This window comes from Pseudomonas sp. H1_D05 (assembly GCF_054682705.1).
In genome coordinates, this window is the sequence record NZ_CP162825.1 from 4,828,944 (window position 1) to 4,851,932 (window position 22,989).

Annotated in this window: 21 protein-coding genes and 1 tRNA gene; 9 read left to right on the forward strand and 13 right to left on the reverse strand. The window is 54.4% G+C overall.

From position 1 onward, the window contains the following. Window positions 1-113: 113 nt before the first annotated feature. Entirely contained in the window at window positions 114-470 is a 357-nt protein-coding gene (locus AB4O11_RS21820; RefSeq protein ID WP_099759009.1) for a DUF6124 family protein, read from the forward strand. A 204-nt stretch (window positions 471-674) separates the two neighbouring features. Here AB4O11_RS21820 and AB4O11_RS21825 read toward each other — a convergent pair whose 3' ends face one another. Then, entirely contained in the window at window positions 675-1,703 is a 1,029-nt protein-coding gene (locus tag AB4O11_RS21825; protein WP_460128493.1) for an alpha/beta fold hydrolase, read from the reverse strand. A 320-nt stretch (window positions 1,704-2,023) separates the two neighbouring features. Here AB4O11_RS21825 and AB4O11_RS21830 point away from each other — a divergent pair. After that, a tRNA-Gln gene (locus AB4O11_RS21830) sits at window positions 2,024-2,098 on the forward strand. A gap of 114 nt (window positions 2,099-2,212) precedes the next feature. Here the strand turns inward: AB4O11_RS21830 and AB4O11_RS21835 are convergent. Beyond that, the gene (locus tag AB4O11_RS21835) at window positions 2,213-4,201 is read right to left on the reverse strand and encodes a peptidase U32 family protein (protein ID WP_320336892.1); all 1,989 of its coding nucleotides are present in this window, start codon (window positions 4,199-4,201) and stop codon (window positions 2,213-2,215) included. A gap of 209 nt (window positions 4,202-4,410) precedes the next feature. Between AB4O11_RS21835 and AB4O11_RS21840 the strand changes: the two genes are divergently transcribed. Beyond that, entirely contained in the window at window positions 4,411-4,920 is a 510-nt protein-coding gene (locus AB4O11_RS21840) for a hypothetical protein (RefSeq protein ID WP_093433109.1), read from the forward strand. A gap of 84 nt (window positions 4,921-5,004) precedes the next feature. Here AB4O11_RS21840 and AB4O11_RS21845 read toward each other — a convergent pair whose 3' ends face one another. Together AB4O11_RS21845 and gstA are read right to left on the reverse strand one after the other, a co-directional pair. Continuing rightward, the gene (locus AB4O11_RS21845; RefSeq protein WP_093433106.1) at window positions 5,005-5,385 is read right to left on the reverse strand and encodes a RidA family protein; all 381 of its coding nucleotides are present in this window, start codon (window positions 5,383-5,385) and stop codon (window positions 5,005-5,007) included. Between the two features lie 86 nt (window positions 5,386-5,471). After that, on the reverse strand, window positions 5,472-6,083 hold the full coding sequence (gene gstA, locus AB4O11_RS21850) for a glutathione transferase GstA (protein ID WP_093433103.1): 612 nt from the start codon (window positions 6,081-6,083) through the stop codon (window positions 5,472-5,474). 107 nt (window positions 6,084-6,190) lie between these two features. Between gstA and AB4O11_RS21855 the strand changes: the two genes are divergently transcribed. Next, window positions 6,191-7,090, forward strand: coding sequence for a transcriptional regulator GcvA (locus AB4O11_RS21855; protein ID WP_460128496.1), 900 nt, complete (start codon window positions 6,191-6,193; stop codon window positions 7,088-7,090). A gap of 123 nt (window positions 7,091-7,213) precedes the next feature. Then, the gene (locus tag AB4O11_RS21860) at window positions 7,214-7,627 is read left to right on the forward strand and encodes a cupin domain-containing protein (RefSeq protein ID WP_460128498.1); all 414 of its coding nucleotides are present in this window, start codon (window positions 7,214-7,216) and stop codon (window positions 7,625-7,627) included. Window positions 7,628-7,868: 241 nt separating this feature from the next. Here AB4O11_RS21860 and AB4O11_RS21865 read toward each other — a convergent pair whose 3' ends face one another. From AB4O11_RS21865 to AB4O11_RS21875, 3 genes are read right to left on the reverse strand one after another with little or no spacing between them, the layout of a single operon-like run. Beyond that, window positions 7,869-8,078, reverse strand: a complete 210-nt coding sequence (locus tag AB4O11_RS21865; RefSeq protein ID WP_194935924.1) for a hypothetical protein — start codon at window positions 8,076-8,078, stop codon at window positions 7,869-7,871. Next, entirely contained in the window at window positions 8,053-9,264 is a 1,212-nt protein-coding gene (locus AB4O11_RS21870; protein WP_460128500.1) for an MFS transporter, read from the reverse strand. Before AB4O11_RS21870 ends, AB4O11_RS21865 begins: the two co-directional genes overlap by 26 nt. A gap of 47 nt (window positions 9,265-9,311) precedes the next feature. Beyond that, complete coding sequence (locus AB4O11_RS21875; RefSeq protein WP_460092206.1) at window positions 9,312-9,419, reverse strand: hypothetical protein; 108 nt, start codon at window positions 9,417-9,419, stop codon at window positions 9,312-9,314. 149 nt (window positions 9,420-9,568) lie between these two features. Here AB4O11_RS21875 and AB4O11_RS21880 point away from each other — a divergent pair, with 149 nt between their 5' ends. The 4 genes from AB4O11_RS21880 to AB4O11_RS21895 all read left to right on the forward strand — a co-directional run bounded on the left by AB4O11_RS21880 (window position 9,569) and on the right by AB4O11_RS21895 (window position 18,910). Then, a complete protein-coding gene (locus AB4O11_RS21880; RefSeq protein ID WP_099759015.1) occupies window positions 9,569-9,949 on the forward strand; it encodes a hypothetical protein in 381 nt (126 codons plus the stop codon). 656 nt (window positions 9,950-10,605) lie between these two features. Further along, on the forward strand, window positions 10,606-12,669 hold the full coding sequence (locus AB4O11_RS21885) for an ATP-dependent nuclease (RefSeq protein WP_460128503.1): 2,064 nt from the start codon (window positions 10,606-10,608) through the stop codon (window positions 12,667-12,669). Further along, window positions 12,666-14,648 carry a UvrD-helicase domain-containing protein gene (locus AB4O11_RS21890; protein WP_460128505.1) on the forward strand — a complete coding sequence of 661 codons (1,983 nt, stop codon included), beginning with the start codon at window positions 12,666-12,668 and terminating at the stop codon, window positions 14,646-14,648. The genes AB4O11_RS21885 and AB4O11_RS21890 overlap by 4 nt, the downstream gene beginning before the upstream one ends. Window positions 14,649-15,061: 413 nt before the next feature. Beyond that, window positions 15,062-18,910: a glycosyltransferase gene (locus AB4O11_RS21895; RefSeq protein WP_460128507.1), complete on the forward strand. Its 3,849-nt coding sequence runs from the start codon at window positions 15,062-15,064 to the stop codon at window positions 18,908-18,910. A 203-nt stretch (window positions 18,911-19,113) separates the two neighbouring features. On the opposite strand, the gene AB4O11_RS21900 is transcribed toward AB4O11_RS21895, so the two are convergent. The 6 genes from AB4O11_RS21900 to AB4O11_RS21925 all read right to left on the reverse strand — a co-directional run bounded on the left by AB4O11_RS21900 (window position 19,114) and on the right by AB4O11_RS21925 (window position 22,841). Beyond that, complete coding sequence (locus AB4O11_RS21900; protein WP_460128509.1) at window positions 19,114-20,181, reverse strand: tyrosine-type recombinase/integrase; 1,068 nt, start codon at window positions 20,179-20,181, stop codon at window positions 19,114-19,116. Between the two features lie 2 nt (window positions 20,182-20,183). Then, window positions 20,184-20,420 carry a DUF4224 domain-containing protein gene (locus tag AB4O11_RS21905; protein WP_460128511.1) on the reverse strand — a complete coding sequence of 79 codons (237 nt, stop codon included), beginning with the start codon at window positions 20,418-20,420 and terminating at the stop codon, window positions 20,184-20,186. Further along, a complete protein-coding gene (locus tag AB4O11_RS21910) occupies window positions 20,407-20,763 on the reverse strand; it encodes a pyocin activator PrtN family protein (RefSeq protein ID WP_460128513.1) in 357 nt (118 codons plus the stop codon). The genes AB4O11_RS21905 and AB4O11_RS21910 overlap by 14 nt, the downstream gene beginning before the upstream one ends. A gap of 158 nt (window positions 20,764-20,921) precedes the next feature. Further along, window positions 20,922-21,203 carry a phage antirepressor KilAC domain-containing protein gene (locus tag AB4O11_RS21915; RefSeq protein ID WP_460128515.1) on the reverse strand — a complete coding sequence of 94 codons (282 nt, stop codon included), beginning with the start codon at window positions 21,201-21,203 and terminating at the stop codon, window positions 20,922-20,924. Between the two features lie 10 nt (window positions 21,204-21,213). After that, the gene (locus tag AB4O11_RS21920) at window positions 21,214-21,804 is read right to left on the reverse strand and encodes a hypothetical protein (protein WP_460128517.1); all 591 of its coding nucleotides are present in this window, start codon (window positions 21,802-21,804) and stop codon (window positions 21,214-21,216) included. Between the two features lie 254 nt (window positions 21,805-22,058). Continuing rightward, complete coding sequence (locus tag AB4O11_RS21925; protein WP_108224734.1) at window positions 22,059-22,841, reverse strand: S24 family peptidase; 783 nt, start codon at window positions 22,839-22,841, stop codon at window positions 22,059-22,061. Window positions 22,842-22,989: the final 148 nt, after the last annotated feature.

Genomic DNA, 22,989 nt, shown 5'->3' on the forward strand with positions numbered 1-22,989 from the left:
GAGCAGATGGGTGAGGGGGCTCGCTCCCTCATTGCACAGAAGCGTCTGTAATCGCGGCGCTTCACGCCTTCTATCAAAGAGCCGCCAACGGTTCTTGTCTGGAGTTTCAGCTGATGTCCCAGCCACCCGAACCACCGGTCACTGACCTGATATCGCCGTACGCCTCGCCCAATTCAAGAAAGCTCCACGAAGCGGCAGAGCGTGCACTCGACCATTACCTGTTGCCTGCCGCGATCATGGCCACACCCTATACGCCCAATGCTCTGTTCATGGCCAACCCGCAAGCAGACACGGAGTCGCTGCTGACCAATGCTTGCGGCTCCCTGGCGTCCGCGTCGGTCATGCTCGGTAATTTTGCCGGAATGCTGGAGGGCGCAAATCGTCATACCCTGCTGGGTATTGCGCAAGTGGTCATGTTGGGGGAGTTGGCGGTGAACAAGGCGCTGGATCTGGTTGTGCCAACCGAGTGATCGCGCACGTTAGTCGGGGTTGAGGGTGTCTGGTCGGGCGTGATCGCGAGCAGGCTCACTCCTACATTTGAAATGCGTTCCCCCTGTAGGAGTGAGCCTGCTCGCGATGGCGTCCGTTCAGGCAAAGCATCTGCAAAACGTGACCATCCCTCCACCCTCAAATAATCAAGCAGTCAGCCTGAGCGGCTGACTGCCTTTTTGTTTCTACAGGTGATCCGCATCAATCACCGCTTTGGCAAACGCCTGCGGATCCTCCTGCGGCAAGTTGTGCCCGATCCCGCCATTGATCAAGCGGAACTGATACTTGCCGGTAAAACGCTTGGCGTAATCCTCCGGCGTCGGGTGCGGCGCGCCGTTGGCATCGCCTTCGAGGGTAATGGTCGGCACGTTGATCGACGGCGCGGTAGCGAGCTTCTGTTCCAGCGCGGCGTATTTCGCTTCACCCTGAACCAGGCCTAAACGCCAGCGGTAGTTGAACACGGTGATGTCGACGTGATCGGGGTTCTCCAGCGCTTTGGCACTGCGATCGAACGTGGCGTCGTCAAATTTCCACTGCGGCGAGGCCAGTTGCCAGATCAGCTTGGCAAAGTCGTGAGTGTTTTTCTCGTAACCGGCACGACCACGGTCGGTAGCGAAGTAGAACTGATACCACCACTGCAATTCAGCCTTGGGCGGCAGCGGGTTTTGCCCGGCGGCCTGATTGCCGATCAGATAACCGCTGACCGAAACCAATGCCTTCACGCGTTCCGGCCACAGCGCCGAAACGATGTCCGCCGAACGCGCGCCCCAGTCATAACCACCGAGCACCGCTTGTTTGATCTTCAGCGCATCCATGAAGTCGATGACATCACTGGCCAGCGCCGCTGGTTGACCGTTGCGCAGGGTGTCTTTGGAGAGGAACTGCGTATCGCCATAACCGCGCGCATACGGCATCAACACCCTATAACCCTTGGCCGCGAGCAGCGGCGCGACTTCATCGTAGCTGTGAATGTCGTAGGGCCAACCGTGCAACAGGATCACCACCGGGCCGTCTGCTGGGCCGGTTTCGGCATAGGCGACGTCAAGCACGCCAGCCTTCACATGCTTGAGCGGGCCGAAGGGTGAGGGCGCGGAATAGCTGACGGCGGCCGGTTCAGTGGTTTGCGCCTGAGCGCTGCCAAAAGCGCCGAACAGCGCCACAGCCAGAATCGACAAGCCGAATGCAGTTTTGCGGGTGTGCAGTGCCATCTTCATGGTGACGTCTCCTTTGCGAGCCTTTGGCCAAGGGTTCTGAATGAACACCTGAAACCTTGAGTGCATTTGAGCGCGGAGACGTATCTGGCCTGTGTCGAAGAACGGCTTTGTTGAAAGTCGATGTGTCGCGGCGGGGGGGCGTACACAGTGTGATACACGGCGGCGAAACCGACTCCCCCTGGACCTGATTCAGGCCAAAATATTAAGTCGCTGTTTTAAAACAAAAAATATTTCACTTCGCGCTTCCCAAAGCAAAAAAACCTTGGTAAATTGCGCCCCGTTCTCACAGCGAAACTAACGGAGTAGCTGGAAAGAGCAGTAGGGGCGTCGCCAAGCGGTAAGGCAGCAGGTTTTGATCCTGCCATGCGTTGGTTCGAATCCAGCCGCCCCTGCCATATTCGAAAAAAACGCCAACTTCGCAAGAAGTTGGCGTTTTTTTATGCCTGCGATTTAGCCCGGTGGTGCAGGGCAGGCGTGCGCGGCGCCGAAGCACCGCGCACGTCATCCACTCAGTGCGGTGCGCGCGGGATGGTTTTCATCAGGTCTTCGGGGCTGATGTGGCCGACCACGCTGCCCGGTTGCGGCAGGTTGAGGATGTGGCCTTTCATCTTGCCGATGATGTGCATTTCGCACGGCTTGCAATCGAACTTCAGCGTCAGCACTTCATCGCCGTGGATCAACTGCATCGGTGCAACCTTGGTGCGCACGCCGGTCACGCCTTTCGCCTGTTTCGGGCACAGGTTGAAAGAGAAGCGCAGACAGTGCTTGGTGATCATCACCGGCACTTCGCCCGGCTCTTCGTGAGCCTCGTACGCAGCGTCGATCAGCTTCACGCCGTGACGGTGGTAGAAGTCGCGCGCCTTCTGGTTATAGACGTTGGCGAGGAAGGTCAGGTGCGAATCCGGATACACCGGCGGCGGGCTGGTTTCGGCTTTACGGCCGCCACGCGGATGAGCGGCGACACGGGCAGCGGTCAGGGCTTCGATCACTTCACGACGCAGCGACTTGAGCTGCGAGTTGGGGATGAAGAACGCCTGTGGCGCATCCAGCTTGACGTCGGTGGCGTGGTACTGCGTGGTGCCGAGCTGGCCGAGCAGATCGCGCAGCTGTTCGAGCGCTTGCTCAGGCTTGTTGGCCACGCCGAACGGACCGGCGAGGGTGACGCTGGCGCTGATGCCTTCTTCACTGGTGGCAGTCACTTCCAGCTGTTCTTCACGCAGACGAGCGACCCAGCTCAGGGCCACGCGACGCTCGGAAGAAGTCTTCTGCAGCGCCTGTTGCCAGTTGTGATCGAGGTTGCGATTCAACGGGTGGTTCGGGCGCAGCTTGTACAAGCCTTCGGGCATCTCGTTCGGCTCGACGCGATAGCGGTAGCGCTTCTCGCCGTCTTCTTCGAACTCGCCTTTGGCTTCGGCGATGTTGGCGCGGAAACCGACCACTTCGCGCTTGACCAGCACGTTCAAACCGTCGCCGTTGGACAGCGGCTCCTGGGTGACGACCTGCATGTCGCGTTTGCCGACTTTCTCGACGGTGCCGACTGGCAGGCCGGTGAAGGTCGGCGAATCGAAAGCGCCGATGTCGATCTTGCGATCGGTGACGAAGTAGTCGGTGCTACCACGGTGGAAAGTCTTTTCCGGGTCGGGCAGGAAGAAGTGCGCGGTGCGGCCGCTGGACGCGCGGGCTAGGTCCGGGCGATCTTCGAGCACGTCGTCGAGGCGCTGGCGGTAATAGGCGGTGATGTTCTTCACGTAACCCATGTCCTTGTAGCGACCTTCGATCTTGAACGAGCGCACACCGGCTTCAACCAGGGCGCGGATGTTGGCGCTCTGGTTGTTGTCTTTCATCGACAGCAGGTGTTTTTCGTAGGCGATCACGCCACCCTTTTCATCTTTGAGGGTGTACGGCAAGCGGCAAGCCTGCGAGCAGTCGCCACGGTTGGCGCTGCGCCCGGTTTGCGCGTGGGAAATGTTGCACTGACCGGAGAAGGCCACGCACAACGCGCCGTGAATGAAGAACTCGATGGCGGCGTCGGTTTCGTCGGCGATCGCGCGGATTTCCTGCAGGTTCAGCTCACGGGCCAATACCAGTTGCGAGAAACCGGCCTGATCGAGGAACTTCGCTCGCTCAAGGGTGCGGATGTCGGTCTGCGTCGAGGCGTGCAGCTCGATCGGCGGAATGTCCAGCTCCATCACGCCCAGATCCTGAACGATCAGCGCGTCGACACCAGCGTCGTACAACTGATGGATCAGCTTGCGCGCCGGCTCCAGTTCGTTGTCGTGCAGGATGGTGTTGATGGTGGTGAAAATGCGCGCGTGATACTTGCGGGCGAATTCCACCAGTTCGGCGATTTCGCTGACTTCGTTGCAGGCGTTGTGGCGCGCGCCGAAGCTCGGGCCGCCGATGTACACGGCGTCGGCGCCGTGCAGGATCGCCTCACGGGCGATGGCGACATCGCGGGCAGGGCTGAGCAATTCCAGGTGATGCTTGGGCAAGGACATAGTTTTTTTAGTCAGGCTGTCACGGTTAGGCGCGCATTCTACCCGTGAAACGACATGTCGGCACCTATGTACCGATGGTCTGCAAATCGCGCTTGGCACGTTTCGCGGATTCGCACAACTGTCAGACCTGTCAGTTGTTGTTCAGACGTAAGTTGGAAATAGTAACGAAGTCATTCGCCGACCATTCATTACGAAAAGGACATGTTGCTATGAACGATAAAGACCATTTTCGTTATTTAGGTATCAACAAAAATAATTTGAACAGAGGGGCCCACGCGCCGGAAATTTACTACAAAGCAGTGATTGACCCTGCCCATCCGCACCTTGTCGGGCCGGTATTTCAGGCAACCCAAGAAGGTAAAGCTCTGTACTTCGGATCCGCCGAAACCTTTAGCCTTATCGCGCACCATCGAGAGGATGCGAACAACATTATCGAAATAATGTCGTTCGTTATTGATAACGAGCTACCCGATGGAGAACACGACATAGGGGGGCTGGGTAGTAGTGTTCAAGGGCTCATCACAATGACCCCAAATATCATCTATGCCAAGGCGGGAAAAATTAAGTTTCAGAGAAATGACGCGAACGGTTCGATAACCGCCAATTTCCACTTCGACTTTGAGTTTGAAGACCAAGGTGAAGTCAAAAAATATCGCGTAAAGGAAGGAAAGTTATCGCTTGTTGCCACTGGGCCACTTGAAGCCCGGAAGCGATCCTGAAAAGACGCGAGCCAGCCTTTACAGGCTTGGCTCGGGTTTTAAGCCTCTATGAGGCGGCGGCTGATGACCTGAAAGGAGTGGCGCTCAGGCTTTGGCCGCCATCGCGGTGACTTCCACGCGCATCCCTTCAACCGCCAGCGACGCCACACCCACCGCCGCACGCACCGGCCAAGGCTTGGCGAAGTAGCGCTTGTACACCTCGTTGAATGCGGCGCGATCGGCCATGTCGGTCAGGTAGATCGTCAAGTGCATCACCCGATCCATCGAACTGCCGGCACGTTCCAGCGCAACTTTCAGCGCTTGCAGGGTGCATTCGCTTTGCGCGGTGATATCGCCCAGTTCCAGACTGCCGTCGGCACGGGTTGGAATCTGGGTGGAAACCATGATGCCGTTGAATGTGGCAACGTCCGAGGAAATCGAGTCGGCGTCCGGATCTGGAGTGAAGGTGATGTCTTGGTTAGCCATGCTGATCCTTTGAGTGAGCGAGTGAAGATGGCCGCAGTTTACAGATACAGCGTCGACATGGCCCGCTCCGTGGCAACAGAGGCCGGTCAGACCGGCTGCGTCGCGGCTTCCGCCGCGATGGCTGCAAGAACGCAGGGGCGGGCGCCGATGCGCTGCATGTAGCTGGCAAGTGCCGGCCAGTCCTGTATGTCGATGGCAAAGGTCGGCAGCCACTTCAGCACGGTGAACAGGTAAGCATCGGCGACGCCGAATTGGCTCATCAGATAGTTCCGAGCCGACAGTTGCTGATTCAGGTAGTCGAGGCGCTTGAACAGTGTGTGGCGGAAAATCGTTTTGACCGATTCCGGGATCTGCGCATTGAACAGCGGTGCACTGCCACCGTGAATTTCCGTACTGATGAAGTTCAGATGTTCCTGCAAACGCGTGCGCTCCCATGAACCCAAGGGTGGCGCCAGCGTGTTGGCGGGCACCTGATCGAGTAGAAACTGCAGGATCGCCGGCCCTTCCGTCAGTACCTCGCCGTTATCCAGAACCAGCGCTGCAACGTAGCCCTTCGGATTGATCTCGCGAAAGTCGCGGCCATCGGCGGTGCGTTTGCTCTGGTTGTTGACGCGAACCAGTTCGAACGGCAAACCCAGTTCTCGCAGCACAATGTGCGGGGAAAGCGAACAGGTCATGGGCGCAAAATACAGTTTCATGGCACTTCCTTGCTGAGAGAGAGCGCCAGATTCCATTGCCGAAGCGGCTTTCGCAAAGGTCATTTACGGTGCTAGCGTATGACAAAATCTCATGAGCACTCAGAACCATGACGGTCCGACTTCCCTCGCTGAACGGCTTGCGCGCCTTTGAAGCGGTCGCCAGGCACATGAGCTTCACCAAGGCTGCCGAAGAACTCAATGTCACCCAGACCGCTGTCAGTCACCAGATCCGCCGACTCGAAGCCGAGCTGGGCGGGCCACTGTTTTTGCGGCTCAACGAGGGATTGGTGCTGAGCGAGGACGGGCACGCCTATTTGCCGGGTGTGCGTGCAGCGTTTCATGAGCTGCGCCATTCGACTGAGCAGTTGCTCGCGTCTCGCGATAAGAGCGTGCTGACGATCAGTACGCTGGTGTCGTTTGCATCGAAGTGGCTGTTGCCGCGTTTGCCGTCCTTTCAGCAGGCGTGTCCCGCTATCGATGTGCGAATCAGCGCGTCGACTGAATTAGTCGATTTTCGCAAGGGCGCTATCGATGCGGCGATCCGTTATGGGCGCGGCGACTGGAAGGGGTTGTGTGGCGATTTTCTGATGTCCGATGATATTTTCCCGGTATGCAGTCCGGCATTGGCGAAGACGTTGCGAACGCCCGCAGACCTGGCCAATCACGCATTGCTGCAAGTCAGTGGCGCGACGGCCGGTGACTGGAGCGCCTGGCTGCGTGCCGCCGGTCAACCGCCGCAACTCGCCGAAGGCCCGCGCCTGACCTTCGATCTGGCGCTGATGGCGGTACAGGCAGCGGTTGACGGGCAGGGTGTGTGCATTGGCCGTTCAACCTATGTCGAGGACGATCTGCGGGCCGGGCGTCTGGTGGCTCCGTTCGATCTGCGCTTGCAAGATGAGCTGGGTTTTTATCTGGTAGCGCCCCATGAAACGGCGCAATCGAAGAAGATCGTGGCATTCAGGACATGGCTGTTGGCACTGCCGCCCGGCAAAGACACCTTTGTATAGCCGTGTATCAAGTTGCTGCGCAGACACACGCGAACAATAAACCCGGGATTTACGACACATCAGCCATACACGCGACTCCCAAAGTAGCGGTCACACCACCACTGCGTTTGAGAGGGCAACATCATGCATCGTCCACTGTTACTGGCCAGCGCTGCGCTACTCGCTTCAATGATCGGCATCGTCCACGCGGCTGACGCGCCAGCCAAGAGCTGGCAACAAGGTTTGAGCCGGACCGATCTGGTGCGCGAGGACCTCGGTGCTGCCGAGCGCGAAGTGATTCAGGCGCGAGTCGATTTCGAACCGGGCGTGACCTCGCCCCGGCATGCGCACCCGGGTGTCGAGGTCGCTTACGTGATCAGCGGCACGTTCGAATATCAACTGGAGGGCAGGGCGCCGGTGACGTTGAAGGCGGGGGATTCGCTGTTTATTCCGCAAGGGGTGGCGCATGTGGCCAAGAACGTGGGTACGGACAAGGGTTCGGAACTGGCGACTTACATCGTCAAAAAGGGCGAGCCGTTGCTGATTCTAAAACCGTAGAGCTAACGCGTCGGGCCGTTATAAATCATATGCAGTATCAGCAATTCCGCAAAAGCGACCACCATGCAAAATCGGACAAACCCCGCCGTGAAGACTCGGCGGGGTTTTTCGTAGGTGAAGTCGAAACCGAATAGCAGCAACAAAATGCCGAAGAAAGTTTTTATCGCGCGCATCTGTCTTCATCCTTGGCCCTGCCAATTGGGCACAGCTGATTCATAACGTTGGTTCTAGGCACGGCTTCTTAGTGAAGCGTCATAACCCGACGACTCTCGCCAATCCTGATTCTGTCCAGCGCCCGGTTCAACGCATCGAGCGCATCGAGCAGGGCTTTGGCCTCGGCCTCTCGACCTTCGCCCCAGAGGCGCTCGGCCATTTTGTTCAACGCCTGGATCGAACGCTCGATGTCTGCGGCGGTGGCTTTGTGTTCAGGGGCCGGTGGTTTCTTCGGCATTCAAGGTTCCTCTGCTGACGGCAAACCACCATACCGCTGCGGCGCCCAACAGCATAGTCAGCACGGCCAGAATCAGGATCACTCCTTGTGTGCCCACGTTTGTGGCCAGCAGCGCCACCAGCAAACCCGCCAAGGGTTGCGAGAGGTTATTGAGCAAGGTGATCACGCCCACGGTCTTGCCAAAATCCTTGGCCGGAATCACCCGCTGGCGGATGCTGCGCATGTAAATGTTGAACATCTTGTCGAAACCGACGATCAGCAGGAACCCCAGCACATAGCCGGCCAGATTCGGACTCAGTGCACTGATGAGGGCGCCAGCGGCGATCATCGAGTAAGCGAGCCCGCCCAGTAACCGTTGCGGGATCTCAACCCGGGCGAGGAAGAACAGAATCACGATGGTGGTGACCGCGCCCGCTGCCTGTAGACCGGCGTAGGCATCCTTGCCGGCACTGAACTCGCCGATCACCATCGCCGCCGAAGTGGCCAGCGTGACGCCGACGATCAGATTGACGCCGACGGCCAACAGGATGATTTTTTTCAGTTCCGCCAGCTCACGTATATGCCCGAAAGCGATACGCAGCGGTTGCAGCCAGATGTCCGAATGCTGCTCGAACACTTCCAGGGTGATACGGCTGAGGCGTTGCCATACCAGCATGCTCAGGTCCGCCAGCAGGAAGAGCCCGGCGACCCACAGCACCACCAAATGCCACGCCCATACCTCCAGCAAAAGCGCAGCCACCAGCGGCCCGAGAACCAGTCCAGTCTGATCGGCGATCTGCGAATAGGACAACGTCTTGGTGTAGCTGTAGTGCTGGAAAATATGCGGCATCAGCACCTCGCGGGCCATGATGCCCTGGGTGGTCAGCACGCCACACAGCGCCGACAGCACGACGACCCAGGCGATACCGCCGAAGAGGGCAAACATTGCCACCGCGATCAGGCACAGCAGTGCCCGGTAAACCTGGCTGATGTGCAGGATGCGGATGGGCGAAAACTTGTCGCACAAGGCTCCGCACGGCGGAAACGCGAGAAACCGCGGCAGCGATTCGACGAAAAACGCCAGACCTGCCCAGGAGGCGCTGTTGGTGGTCTGGAACACCACCAACGGCACGATGAACAGCAGGATCTGATCTGCCAGCCGCGACAGAAACAGCGAGGTGAAAAAGGCGAGGTAGTCCTTGCGCAAAGTAAACTCCTTGTTATTGACGGTCAGGCCTTGCGGCCAGCTGTGCTTCAGTATGCCGATCCTAGGCTGTCATTGAGATTATGCCGCTCATCCCCGCGCTTGGGCGGGTTGAATACGCTGGCGAGGATCAGGTCTTGCTCCTTGCCCTCGCGCAGGTAATGACGATCGTGTTGGTCGAGTACAAGAAAAAAAACGTCGGTTGAGTGACTGCAATTTTAACGAGCTGTTTGCCGGCGGCTGGCCGATATTTGCAGTCTCGACGGTATAATCGGATCTTTTTTCTTGAAGTGAAAACAGGGCAGATATGGAGCAGGACAGCCGCATTCTGAGCGCTCTCAAGCGTTTTCGTTATTTGATCCTGGCGGTCATGGTGATCGCCTCCCTGGTCAGCGCGTTCTGGCGCTTTACAGGCGGCTGGAGTCAGTTTTGGACATGCGTAGGAGCGCAAGCGTGGTTTACCCAAGCCGTGTTTGCTTACCTTCGCGGGGGCTGGGTAGCAATCGGCCCCGGTGGACTGCCGAGGGATGCCAATCCGATCGGCAGGGCACTGTTGGCTGCAGTGGCGCTGGGGCTCTACTTGTTGATGTTCAGCTACGAAGAGCAGAAGCCCGACTCTATTTATGAACGACGCGCCTCGGACTGGACCATGCCTACACGGGAGGAGATGCGGCGTTCGGCGGAGTGAAAGCGGGTGCTGGGCTGAAACACGTCTGGTGCAACGTGTGATCTTCACTTCTACGTCCAGTAAAGTCATGGAACACGATGAGAAGGACACGGAAATTTCGTGACTTCCAGAAACGACAAAGCCCCGAATAATCAGGGCTTTGTCGGTACAAAATATGGCGGAGGCGATGGGATTCGAACTCATGGACCTGTTACAGTCGACGGTTTTCAAGTCCGAAGATTAATCTATATATTTCAATGCCTTAACTTGTATTCGTTTCCGCTAGGCAGTATTCATTAATGCTCTGGAGGCCTCTGAAATCAAAGGGTGGATACTTATTTGCGGAAACGAAGTTGGCCGGTTTTCTGGCGTTCTGGGTAGGCTCATGATCGTCCTAGACTTCAAGCTGCGATCGAGAGACTGCGCTTTATGGAAAGCGACTTTCATCTGAAGTGAGATTTGCAGCCAACCTGGCCAGCCGTACAGGCAGGACACGGCTAGTAGCGGACGCTCGGAAAAGACCGCCACGGCCAGGAGCGGACAGTCATCCCAAGAGATTGTTTTCGCCCGCTAGATCATGTCATAAAGCTACCAGTCATCAGGGATTAGCACCGCGTTGGCAGAAATGGCCAAGATAGGCGTCCCTGCCCTCGTCATGAGTAACAGGGAGCGTCGCTGTGTACCTATCTGTTTTGAAACTAGAAAATTTCCGCCAGTTTGGCCAGGCCAACCATGGCTTGGAGGTCACCTTCAACCCAGGTGTCACCGCGCTGGTTGGGGAAAATGATGCAGGTAAAACGGCAGTCATCGATGCGATCCGTTATGTACTGCAAACCCGTGATGCCGAATACCTGAAGCTGCAACTAGAAGACTTCCATATCGATGACAGCGGAGCTCAGGCCAGCACCATTACGCTGAGGTGCACATTAGATGGTTTGAGTAAGGCCGAACTGGGTGCGTTCGCTGAGTATGTTACCTACAAGAACAGCGTAGGTCGGCTGCACATCCATTGGTCAGCCACGCGCGTCCAAGGCTCAACGCTCACCCGCAGATGGGTGGATATTTCAGTGCGTTCCGGAGAGAACGGGGAAGGGCCGTCCCTGGATGCAGGGGCCCGTCTTCTGCTCGCCACTGCGTACTTGAAACCATTACGTGATGCAGAGCGCGAGATGTCGCCAGGCCGCAATTCTCGGCTCTCTCAGGTCTTGAGCAGCTTCCCAAGCATCGATGTCGGAAACGCTTTCGATACCGCGACCCCGCCTGCTAGCCCCGTTGATGCAGAAGCGTTGAGCATTGCTGGTATGGGCGACTACATGCGGTATCTGGTGAACAAGCACAGCGCTATCGTCAGCGCTGAACATGCCATCAACCAAAACTACCTGGCCCCGCTTTCTCTTGCGGGACAGCCCCTGACAAGCCGCATCAGTTTCGGCGAGGGGGGTACCGAGGATGCGAGGCTGAAACAGATCCTTGAGCGTCTAGAGCTCGGACTGCTTAATCACGCTTCAGGGGAGTCTCGGGGCGTGTATGGCTTGGGCTCGAACAACGTACTGTTTATGGCCTGCGAGCTCCTCCTGCTTGGAAAAGAGCCGGACGGCCTGCCGCTGCTATTGGTTGAAGAGCCTGAGGCTCACCTGCACCCGCAGCGGCAACTGCAGCTTATGGAGTTTCTTGAGAAAGCCGCGAAACCTGCGGATGGTTTGAGACCGGTACAGGTGGTTCTGACCACACACAGCCCGAATTTGAGCTCAAAGATTCCGATCCAGAATCTAGTGCTCATGCATCGAGGGCACGCGTTCTCCCTGGCTGAAGATCAGACCTGCTTGGGCGCTGATGACTATCGGTTCCTGAGTCGATTCCTAGATGTCACGAAAGCAGGATTGTTCTTCGCCAAAGGGTTGTTGGTGGTGGAGGGCGATGCCGAAGCGATCCTTCTGCCAGCCCTTGCGCGTAGGCTTGGAAAAGACCTGACCAAGCATGGTGTGTCGGTGATCAATGTGGGCGGCGTAGGGTTGCGGCGCTACTCCAAGATCATGCAGCGTCGAGATACGAGCAAGGGTGAAATCTCCATTCCTACGGCGTGTATTACCGACATGGATGTCATGCCTGACTGCGCGCCTGAGATTCACGAATTGGTAACGGGGCCGACTGATCCCAAGTGGAGCAGTACTACCCGCCGCTGGAAGGCTGTGCGTGATTTCGGCGCGAATACTGAAGAGCAAGAAGCCGGTATGGCTGAGCATCGCCAGAAGCGGATGGTAAGCGACGGACAGTGCGTTCGAACCTTCGTAGCAGACCACTGGACACTCGAATATGACCTGGCCTTCTCCGGTCTTGCGCGTGAAGTGCACGCGGCAGCTTACCTAGCGATCAACGAGGAAAAGGTTGATCAGGGGAAGGTGACTAGAGCAGCTCTTTTGGTTGAGGCTGAAACCGCATTCAAGGCGATTGAGGCAGCCCACTCCACCAAGGAGGCGAGGTGTTCTGCTGTCTACAAGCTGGTCAAGAAGGCCTCCAAAACCATTACTGCCCAGCACCTGATCGACCTGATAGAAGAGCGTTTCGAAGCTAGGACGCTGGATGCGGCAACTCTGCGTGGCTCGCTATCAAAGTCTGTGATTCACGCGATCGAATACGCCACCAGTGGCTCAGCAGTACCGACGACGGGGTCTACGGTCACGCCGGTTGCCATGGGCACTGTAGCTGGCACTTCAGCGGCTGTTGAGGAGAGCGAGGAATGAACCTGACCCAGCTCATTGATCCGATAACCGATGACGATGTAGAGTGGGTCACCAACCTCATGAAATTGGAGACATTGGACGATCCTAGGCGCAGCTTCCTGAAGTCCATGAGCTCACTGGACGTCTCAGCTTGCCCTGGCAGCGGCAAGACCACATTGGTGGTGGCCAAGCTGGCGATCCTCGCTCGCCATTGGAAGAGCCGAACTCAGGGTATCTGTGTCCTTTCACATACCAACGCAGCGCGGGAGGAAATTGAGCATCGCTTGGGAGGCTCTGAGATTGGGCAACGTCTGCTTCGCTACCCACATTACATCGACACTATCCATGGCTTCACTGGGCGATTCCTTGCTTCACCATGGCTGCGATCCGAAGGCATTGCCCTCACGGCCATCGACGATGAACTCACGCATGCTGCTCGTAGGAATGCACTGAAGCCCTGGGAATACGTGGGCATCAAAACAGCTTTTGAATCGGCGCACCTCAAACTCGAAAAGTTGCGCTTGCGCACTGTCGATTTCGACAACCCGCTCACAGGTTCCAGTTTCAAGTTCGGGGCCCACACAGACACCTACAAAAGGGTCTGCAAAGCGATGACTCATGCAGCGAAGACGGGGCATTTTTGCTTCGATGAAGTGTTCGTGTTGGCTGATGCGCTGCTGGCTCAAAAGCCTGCGGTAGCGAGCGCTTTGCGAGCGCGTTTTCCCTGCGTTCTGGTCGATGAGATGCAAGATACGCGGTACGAGCAGGCCGACATTCTGAGCAAGGTCTTTCCGCGCCAGGATCCAGATGTTTGTGTCATCAGGGTTGGGGATCCCAACCAGGAAATTTTTGAAGAGAAGGTGGAACTGCCGGAGCCGTTTCCCGATCAGTCGAGCACCATGGAGATCGTCAGTAGCTTCCGTTTCAATCAGTCGATCGCGTCAATCGCCAATCCCTTTGCTTACCTGCCGATCACTGGTGGTTTGGTAGGGTTAAGGCAGAGTGGTGTCAGCCTGCCTGCTCCTAATACCATCATTGTCTTCCCTGATGGCGATGTGAGCAATGTGCTGGATACCTATGGGCAGCTATTGATCCAGCACCTACCTGCAGGTGTGCGGAGGTCAGGTGTCTATGCGGTTGGAGCGGTACATCGGCTGGACAATGACAAGCCAGAGCATTACCCCAAAGCGGTTGAGCATTACTGGGCACCGTATCAGTCAGAGGTTGATAAGCCTTCCTTCAAGCCACGTACATTTGCAGAGGGTGTGCACATCGCTCGTCGATATGTTGCTAAGGATGCAACTGCGGCTTTAGGCGTGGAACTGATTGCGTCCTGCTTGTTGACCCTGGTGCGGCTGGCGTTTCCCAGTGACGCGATTGTGGCGAGGTCTCGCAGTCATCAATGCGTCGAACAGCATCTTGCCGGGCGTCCTGGAGTGGCCGCTGCATATCGTGGCTGGCTCGAACGGCTGTTGTTTAGCCCCGCTGGTTTTACCCAGGCGGAATGGGATGCAACGGTTGCCTCAGACTTAATGGATCTTGCGGCGGAGTTGGTGTTTTCTGATCAACTGATGGCGGCAACGGATGCTGAAGCCTACCTTGCCTGGTCAACTGCTCCTCAAGTAGAAGACCCTGGCGACAACGTTGGTGCGCTGCTCAACACGTACAGGTTTGAGACCGGTTCTGAGAACGTGAACATCCGGTTGTCTTCGATTCACGCCGAGAAGGGTAAAACGCATGCTGCCACCCTGATTCTGGAAACGTACAACCGCACTCACTTCATCAACAAGCTCTTGCCGTGGCTTGAAGGCAAAGCCTCAGCTGCGAAGCGTCCGAACGAGGCGGCAAAGAAGAGCATGATGCTCATGTACGTGGGGATGACCAGGCCGACTCATATGCTCTGTTTGGCCATGCGCAAAAGCTCGATGGGTGAGGGTAAAGCCGAGACCAAGAGGAGGACAGCACTGCAGCAGGCAGGCTGGGCAATTATCGACATTTGATACGAGCACGTGGTTCGCCGTTTAGATCAGTGAATCGCCCCTAGTTTCCTAAACACTCAACGACCGCTTTTGGCCGAAAGCAGACGTTTATGAATGACCGCTTTCGGCCAGAAGCGGCCTACTATGGTCAGCGTCTGGTCATTCGCACCCCCCATTCGTGATCGACCATAATTGGTCAAAAAGCGATCAGTTGGACTGTGGTAAAGAATCATCTTGTTTGATGCTAAATCACTTGAGGTGTTTCAGAACGATCAAGGTGAAAGCAATATCTTTCTCACGGCTGATCGTCATTTTTCATATACGTCCAGAACGGCTTTTTACATCCAGAGGTGTCAAAAGCGAGCTCGTACTTTTATGCGTAGAAAAAATCCATGTAATCTAGGCGTTCCTAAGCAGCTTTTCGACGGTGCGACATGAGTTCTCCTAAAAAAACGATGATAGCTTTCGCCACTCGCTGGGGCACCCAGTTTGGAGGCATCAATAGTTTTAATCAGGATCTAGTCAGTGCCTTTGCAGCTGCTTTTTATCAGCAAGTCGTAACGGTTTGTGTGGTTTTAAGTGCAACTGAGGCAGAGCAGAGAAGCGCCCACGCTGAGCAGGTGACTTTAATCTCGCTGGGTCGCCCCGACCAAGATACATTTTCGTCTGATTTAGAAGATGATTCTTGGCACGCGCTTAAAACGAAACAAATACCACTTTTCCCTGAACAGACGATATGGTTAGGACACGATCGCATCACCGGCGCAGTTGCTTGCGCTGCCAGCAAAAAGCGCGGAGGGCAATCAGCTGTAATTCATCATATGAGCTACAGTCGTTACGAAGCCTTTGCTGAAAATAGTGATACTGCCAAAAGGAAAGAAACTGAACAAAAACAGTTATTCCAAGGTGCAGATATAGTAATGGCGGTCGGACCTCTTTTAGGTGATGCACTCACTGACATACGGGATGATCCAACTGTAACCGTGCTAATTCCCGGATTACCGGACATCATAGCAAAACCCGCCCCGCGAAATTTTAGAGGTTTTATAAGCGGCAGGCTCAGCGACGATGCGAAACGAATTAAGCAGGCACATTTAGGTGTTGCAGCGTTTGCAGATGCAATCCGCCAAGCTGATGAAATCCCGGGGCTACCTGATGCACTACGGGGAGAGAACGAACCAATGCTTACGTTGCGCGGTATTGACTTTGAAAAAAGTCATAGTGGCCAGCATGCTGAAGCGGAGGCGAATCTTAGGAACTTTTCAGAAGAATACGCAGGTCGTGCTTTTAACTTACATGCATTACCTTTCACTACAGATCGACAATCGTTATTTGATGACTTAAGGAGCTCTAGCGTTGCTATGATGCCTTCTTGGCATGAAGGTTTTGGATTAGTTGCGTGGGAAGCAATTGCTGCTGGTGTACCACTCATTATTAGTACAAAAAGCGGTGCATTCAGGATGCTTAAGGAGTTCGACGACGGCGTCTATACTTCTTGTGTAATACAAATCGATGTGAAAGGTAGCAGTAGCGAGCCATTTTTTTTAGAAAAAGACGTCGAATCCTTAGCCCAAGCGGTCATTGGTGTTGCTAAGAATCCTTTAGAGGCGCGACAAAAAGCTGCTCGCTTACGCGAGGTTATGAGCAATAACTTTACATGGGCTAATTGTGCAAGACAGGTTTTTCACGCATTAGGTTGGACTGTAGAGGAAAAGCAGGAAGTTGTTGCTGGCTCAATTGATATAAAAAAAATAGCACCACTGTCTCAAGGTCAAAATAATAAATTAATTGAACTCCCTACTCCTAGCTGGCGACCGGGTAGTGGCTTGAGTGATAGCAGATTACTGCGTGCTGAAGAAGCGATCGTGCCCTTTGACTCCAGCGCAGAACCTTTCTTGGAAGCGCAAATTGACTGGGCACTATCTAGCCAAGAACCTCTATCGGTTCGTCTTTTAACTGGAGCTGGTGGTGTAGGTAAAACCAGGCTTGCATTGGAACTCTGTAGACGAGTAGTGGACCTGGGCTGGTATGCGGGTTTCTTAACTGGCGAGTGCGCAACCAGCGAGACTCCGAAAATTTTGAGTTCGATAGAGTCTGCTAATAAGCCTTGCTGCATTGTGATTGACTATGCTGAAACCCGGCAGCCACTGTTGCTTGCATTACTTAAATCGCTATTGGAGCGCAAAAGCAAATTAATAGTTAGGGTGCTTTTACTCGCGCGAGATGGTGGAGAGTGGTGGGGTGCACTGCCAGCAAAAGATTCAATTTGTGAGTCTCTGCTAGATGGGCCTGCCAGTAGCGGTCCGTTCCTCATGCCTCAATTACATAATAGCGAGGTTGAGCGTCGAGAAGCTTACCAACTAGCATTATGCACTTTCGCTAGTGTTCTAATGATTAACCCACCCGAGCATCTTCCCAATCTTAATGATGCGCATTTTTCACTCCCGCTTTATATTCAAATGGCTGCGTTGATGGCCTTGCGTGGAGAACGCCCAAAATCGGCCGAAGCACTTCCCCGAGCTCTTATTAATCATGAAAGACGATATTGGGGAAGGGCATTGGATGTTTTGGGCCCCGAAGGCAGTAATCTTGAGCGAGAGGCAGCTCTTCTAATGACGCTTGCTACGTTGAGCAATGGTATCGCTACCGTGCGCTCAATAGAGGAAATATGGAAGCAACTGGGTGAGGATAAACGTTATCTCAAAGACATATTTAAAGTTTTATGCCCACTTTATCCCGACCGCCAAGGTCTACAAGGTTTACGTCCAGATTTAATAGGTGAGGCGCTGGTAGCAGGGACTTTGCTAGGATTCGGTGGAGCAGATTTGCTCGATACAGTTTTAAGCAAAGGAGGGGCGCATGTGCGTCAAGCATGTCTTACTGTGCTAGCGAGATTGTTACGCAACCGTACAGATATTTCAACTGTGCTTGAAGATGTACTTGTAAAAAACTTCATGGTTTGTGCTGACGACCTAGTAACAGTATGTATCGAAACGCCAAGTGAGTTACCACTAACTATCGAGAGAGCATTTTTACGTCTCCCTAACACTCATCAGTGGCAGGTGGCTGGTATTCTTGGCCCGCGTTTCAGGTATGAAAATTTTCCTTTGGCTGATTTAGCAGCTCTCATAGCTGATAGCAACGTAAATAAGGTAGCAGAGTTATGTATAAAAAAACCATCGCTAGATAATTCTGAGAAGCACGCTGAAGCTTTGTCCGTTTTGTCGCTTGCTTTAAAGCGTAAAGGTAACCATGACGATGCATTATTAGCTTCCGAAAAGTGCCTAAATATTTTTAATGAACTTGTTTTAATTAAACCTGCGCGCTTCAAGCAAGGGCTCGGCATGGCACTCAACAATCATTCGATTCGTCTGGGTATATTGGGGAGAACGGAAGACGCGCTGCCGGTGATAGTGAGAACTTTGAATATTTACAAAGAGCTGATGCTATCTGATCCGGAAAGTGCTAAGCCTAGAATGGCAACTGCTCTCGATAATTTTGCAAACTTTTCTGACGATCTCGGTCGCACTGAAGAGGCATTGGAGGCGGCAAAGCAGGCGTTGCTTATTTATCAAGAACTCCCGCTAGCCAAATCTGAAAAATATAAATATGATATGGCGGCCTCGCTAAATAATTACGCCACATACTTGACTATTTTAGGTCGGCTCGAAGAGGGGCTTGAGGCTTCAAGACAGGCTTTAGATATAATGTACGAACTGGCGGAAGATAAGCCTGAGAGATACAAGCCTCACCTTGGTAACTCAATAAACAATTACGCATTGCATTTGGCAGTACATGGAGAACTAGCTGAAGCTGCTCTTCAAGAAAAAAAAGCTTTGGCCATTTATGAGGAGCTCGCCGAATTTAAACTTTCACGATATAAATTTGAGCTAGAAAACGCTAGATTAGCCTTGTCGCTCTGGAGTTGGCTGGCTTCTGATCTAAACGCAGCTATTCTTCCAGAAGAAATTACGCCTGTTGTTGACAATGAGCGCCATCAGCGCAGCTTGAATTTTAATAAATATTTCTTGATATCCTGCATAACGGACAATCCAGACTCGGTGAAAGTTGCACTGAAACACTGGGTGACGTTAGATGTTCCTCAGCAGCACTCCTATAAATGGGCTTTTTTAATACTGGCAGCATTATCCGACAGAAACGCTGACTCCAACGTTGCAACTGTTAAATGGCGTGAAAAACTTGAACACCACCGTACTCTAAATCAAGGGCGGTTTCCTATATGGGTGGTTGAGATTTTTCGAAGAAAAAATATTGAATTTTAATTTTTTTGATAACTACAATGAGTAGCCTCGTTTATGGTCTGCTGTTCGCCATTAACGATCGTTTGTGAGCGTCTGCTTATGGCCGGTAGCGGTCGTTTGTGAACGTCCGCTATTTGCCGGGAGCCGTATGTCGCGGAGGGCAGCTCTAGTGTTCCAGGTGAACGGTTAGAGCGCTCCTGAGTGATTAACCAATTATGTTGGGTTCATCGTGTGGGTTTCACGATCTCGCCGACGCGTCGATAAACTGTTTCTGTTATGCGTTTATCGGTATGCCCAAGCAGTCGGCTGGCATGACCAAGATCGTCAATCTCACTGGCTGCCTTCGGCCGTATATCCCTGAACTGGAACTGTCGGATGCTTGAAGCGAGTTGCGCATCTTCGTCCTCGAGAGCTTTCGCGATAGCAACATTGCGTGCATCGTCGAACCGTAGGCGAAGCATTGGCGCGGTCACGCGGCGACCATCCTCCGTAATGATCAAATAAGGGTTTCGTACTGCGCGCGCCTTCCGCTGTGCGAGCAGCTTTTCTATCAGCTCACCTAAACCGTTAATGATCTCGCCGGCATCGAGCCGGATGCGGAGCTTTTTCGAGGTCTTGCCCTGGGCAACCTGCAGAAAGCTGTCGGTGATATCCGTAGCGCGCATGGATAGGACATCAGCAGGGCGCTGGCCTGTAAGATATGCCAGGTCCATGGCGTCTTTGAGTTCTGGCACGGCAACACCGTAGACGGCATTCCATATCGCGGCATCAGCGTAAAAGTCACGTGGTGTCTCTTTGTTCTTGCGCACACCGGAGGCTGGATTTTCTTTGTCAGTGATACCCCATTCCCTGGCGATGTTATAGATGTGCGAGAGCAGTGAGATCTCGCGATTTGCCCGAACCTTCCCGGTCCGTTTGTCGCGGTACTGGGCTATCACCTGTGGTGTCACCGCATTGATCGGCGCTTCACTGAATGCTTTCCTGAGCTGTGTCAGTGAAAGCAAGTTGTCCTTTTGGGTTCTAGGTTTTTTCGCCGGAATGATCTCGGCTTCGTATCTGTCGAAAACTTTTCCCAGAAGGGTGTTCTTTTGCGGAATTGGCTTGCAATCGAGTTTCGCCCACTCCGCTTTGGCGACATCCAAGTCGCCGCCCAACGGAATTTCCTTCCTCTTCCCCTGATCATCTCTCCCATCGTAATAGTACCCGACCCACTCTGAGCCGTTTTTCATTGACCTAACCCGCCTAATCATTCGAGGTGGTAGGTCCCGATTTGCAGCCTTTCTTGGTCGCATTTTCACCCCACGCGTGAAAGATCTAGCGACCAGGCTTCAGCCGCAATGTTGTCAAATGAAGGCTTCACACCGGACAGTTTCATTCGGGCGTACACGCGACCAACAACGGGTCGTCTCGCACCTGTAAGTACGTATTTCCAGCCATTTCGATTGAGCCAGTCCAACTGTAATGAAGGTCTTTGATATCCGGTTATTGCGACCAGCTCGTCCTCGGCAAGAGTTTCGCTATGAATTTCCATGTTTATCCCTTTCTAAATTCGCTTCTGCTTGTATGGGGCCACCCTGTTGGCGCTGCATGCTCTCGTCGGCTTTGTAGGCGCGGATGTCGATAAGCGAGGCGACGTGCCGGATGTGGGCGTATTTGAGGGCTTTACGGCTGGTGTCCAGCGTGGTTATGGGAAGCTGGATCCGGCCGCTGTTGATCTCCGTCACGAACGACTGCTCGTTGAGATTGCGAAAATACTGCTCGCGTACTTTTTCCAGCGGGATCAGGACGTCACCGAAGATTCGATAGAGCAGTTCGACGGTGGCCGATTCGGGCGCCGGATGCAGGCGGAGCGGGTTCTGTGCAGCGTTACTCATGGCCTTGTCGAGCCTCCTTGCGTTGTTGTCGTGCCGGGTGGTTCCAAGCGTTCAGGCAGTGGCGTCTGGTCAACTCGCGCAGATGTTCGGGCACTTCGAGGAGCGCGGCGTTGCGCTCCTCACGTGTGCGCATGGCAATGATCTGGCGGGCGTACTCCCTAGGCCACGTCACGGCGATCTGCCGGGATGGCAGGAAGATCGATGTCCAACTGCTCGGCCAGCCAACGGATACCGGCCTGCTTCACCCGGGTCGACTGGCTGTACTGCATTCCGTGTTTCTCGTCATACCAAGGGCTGTCCTTGACCCGCAGGTACTCCTTGTCGCGCTTTAGATCTGCCGGCAGGTTTCCCTTGAGCAAACCTTTCTCCCGCATGAGAGCGATCAGTTTGGGGCGAGTGAGGCCGAGTTGAGCGGCTGCTTGGGCTAGGGTGCGTTCCATAAACGGTTCCTCAAGCAGCATGCGCAGCAGGAGTGGCTACTGCAGCAAAGTGGTTTATTGACTCAATGAGCTTTGCGTAGATCTCGGCATCGGGGTCGTAAAGGGTGAAGCAACGCGTATGAGGGCTCTTGTTGCCGATGCTCAAGATGGCGGTGACGCCCCGGCGTGAATGGGTGCGATGCAGCGCCACATGCAGGGGAAGCTCGAAACCCATGTCGAGGCTCAGCACGCCGCCGGCGTGGACCAGTTCGAATACGCGCTGCTTGTCCTGCACATCAAAACGGCCGTATTGACGATCGGCATGCGGGCGATGCACCAGGTCGCTGGAGTTGCTCGCGTCGAACGGACCGTTGGCAATCTCTTCGATGAAGTCGGCGAGTTTGAGGTGCATCTTCTTGTCGTTCTGCAGGGTCAGCGAGTGGCGTTCGCTGCCCAGCTCGACGACAAAAGTGCTTTCCACTGTGCCGCGCTCAGCCTTGAGGCGAAACGCCAGGCAATCACGCTTCGGTGCTGTGCGCAGGATGTGGTTGAAGGTCTCGCTCAGGTTGACCTGGGCGTTGAGCAACTGCAGGGTGCGGTTGTCGATCTTGTACTTGATCATGCTGCGTGCCCTCCACCTTTCGGATCGATAGGAGAGGGCTGGCAGGACTTGGCGACAAGCTTTGGTTTGCTGTTATGAATGACGACCAGACAGCCCGTGGCGAGTTGCAGCTGTTCGATCAGTTTGCGATTGCTGACGCATGCAGGATGGACATGTAGGGATGCGGTGGCGCGCATGGTGATGCCTCACTGTGGTTGGAGAGTGAGGCAAGTAAACAATCTGTTTGGTTTTTGGTCAACACATTTTGTTTGGTGTCAGATCAGAGAGGGGCCTTTCAATGGACGTATTGAAGACCACCAAAATATGCGGCCAAGAATTACCACCCGCTGAGCCATGATCTGATCGAAGTCATAGTCTTCGTCAGCGTATTCCTGTGAATTGAAGCTCCTCATCTTGATGCCGTTGGCAGTGCGTTGAAGAAATTTAATCCGAAAATGCCCGTCGTGGTCGATTGCGTACATTTCGCCGTCAACGATTCGTGTCATTCCCGTATCAATGCCGACGGTCGCTCCCGAAAGAATCAGTGGGTGATTACTGTTCCCGCTGTTGGTGGCAAATACAGCGTTTGAGGGATCTACTCCGCAAGTCCTCATCGTAGCTCGTGAAAAACGAAGCTTCGGCCCAGCGATCTCCTGAACCTCTGTACGCGCAACCTTTCCAGGTCCAGAGGACAACTCCACTTCCTTGTACAACCTTAACTCCACCTCGTCATTGTCTATTGGTGTTTCTGAGTCCCAAGGAGCCATTGGCTCCAGCACGTAAAGCGGCGAATCGTTAGCAGCCGGGCGTAATGGGTTTCGCTCAGTGCTCTTGGTCCGCATTGGTACATCTTTCCCTTCTAGCCACTCGCGCTCCACGACAAGTGTCAGCGCAACTTCGCCGACCATATACGCGGGGACGCCCCTAGCTTTCCAGTTCGTGATGTTCTGGTCGTTCTCGAGATCGAGAATTCGAGCGAGCTGGGCCCCCGTCAATCCGGAGTCTTCGAGCGCTTCACGGAAGCGTTGGCCTTTGAGGTTTTGCGTTTGTTTACTCATAAACAGAATGTTACAGCGCTTGCATTCAGATGATAACAAACGTATTGTTTGGTCTTGCCGCTCAATTTGTTTGGTATGGATAACGTCATGAGTACACCTGCTCAGATATTCGATTTAGTACTGCAGGTTGCTGAGGCCTCCGGCAAAA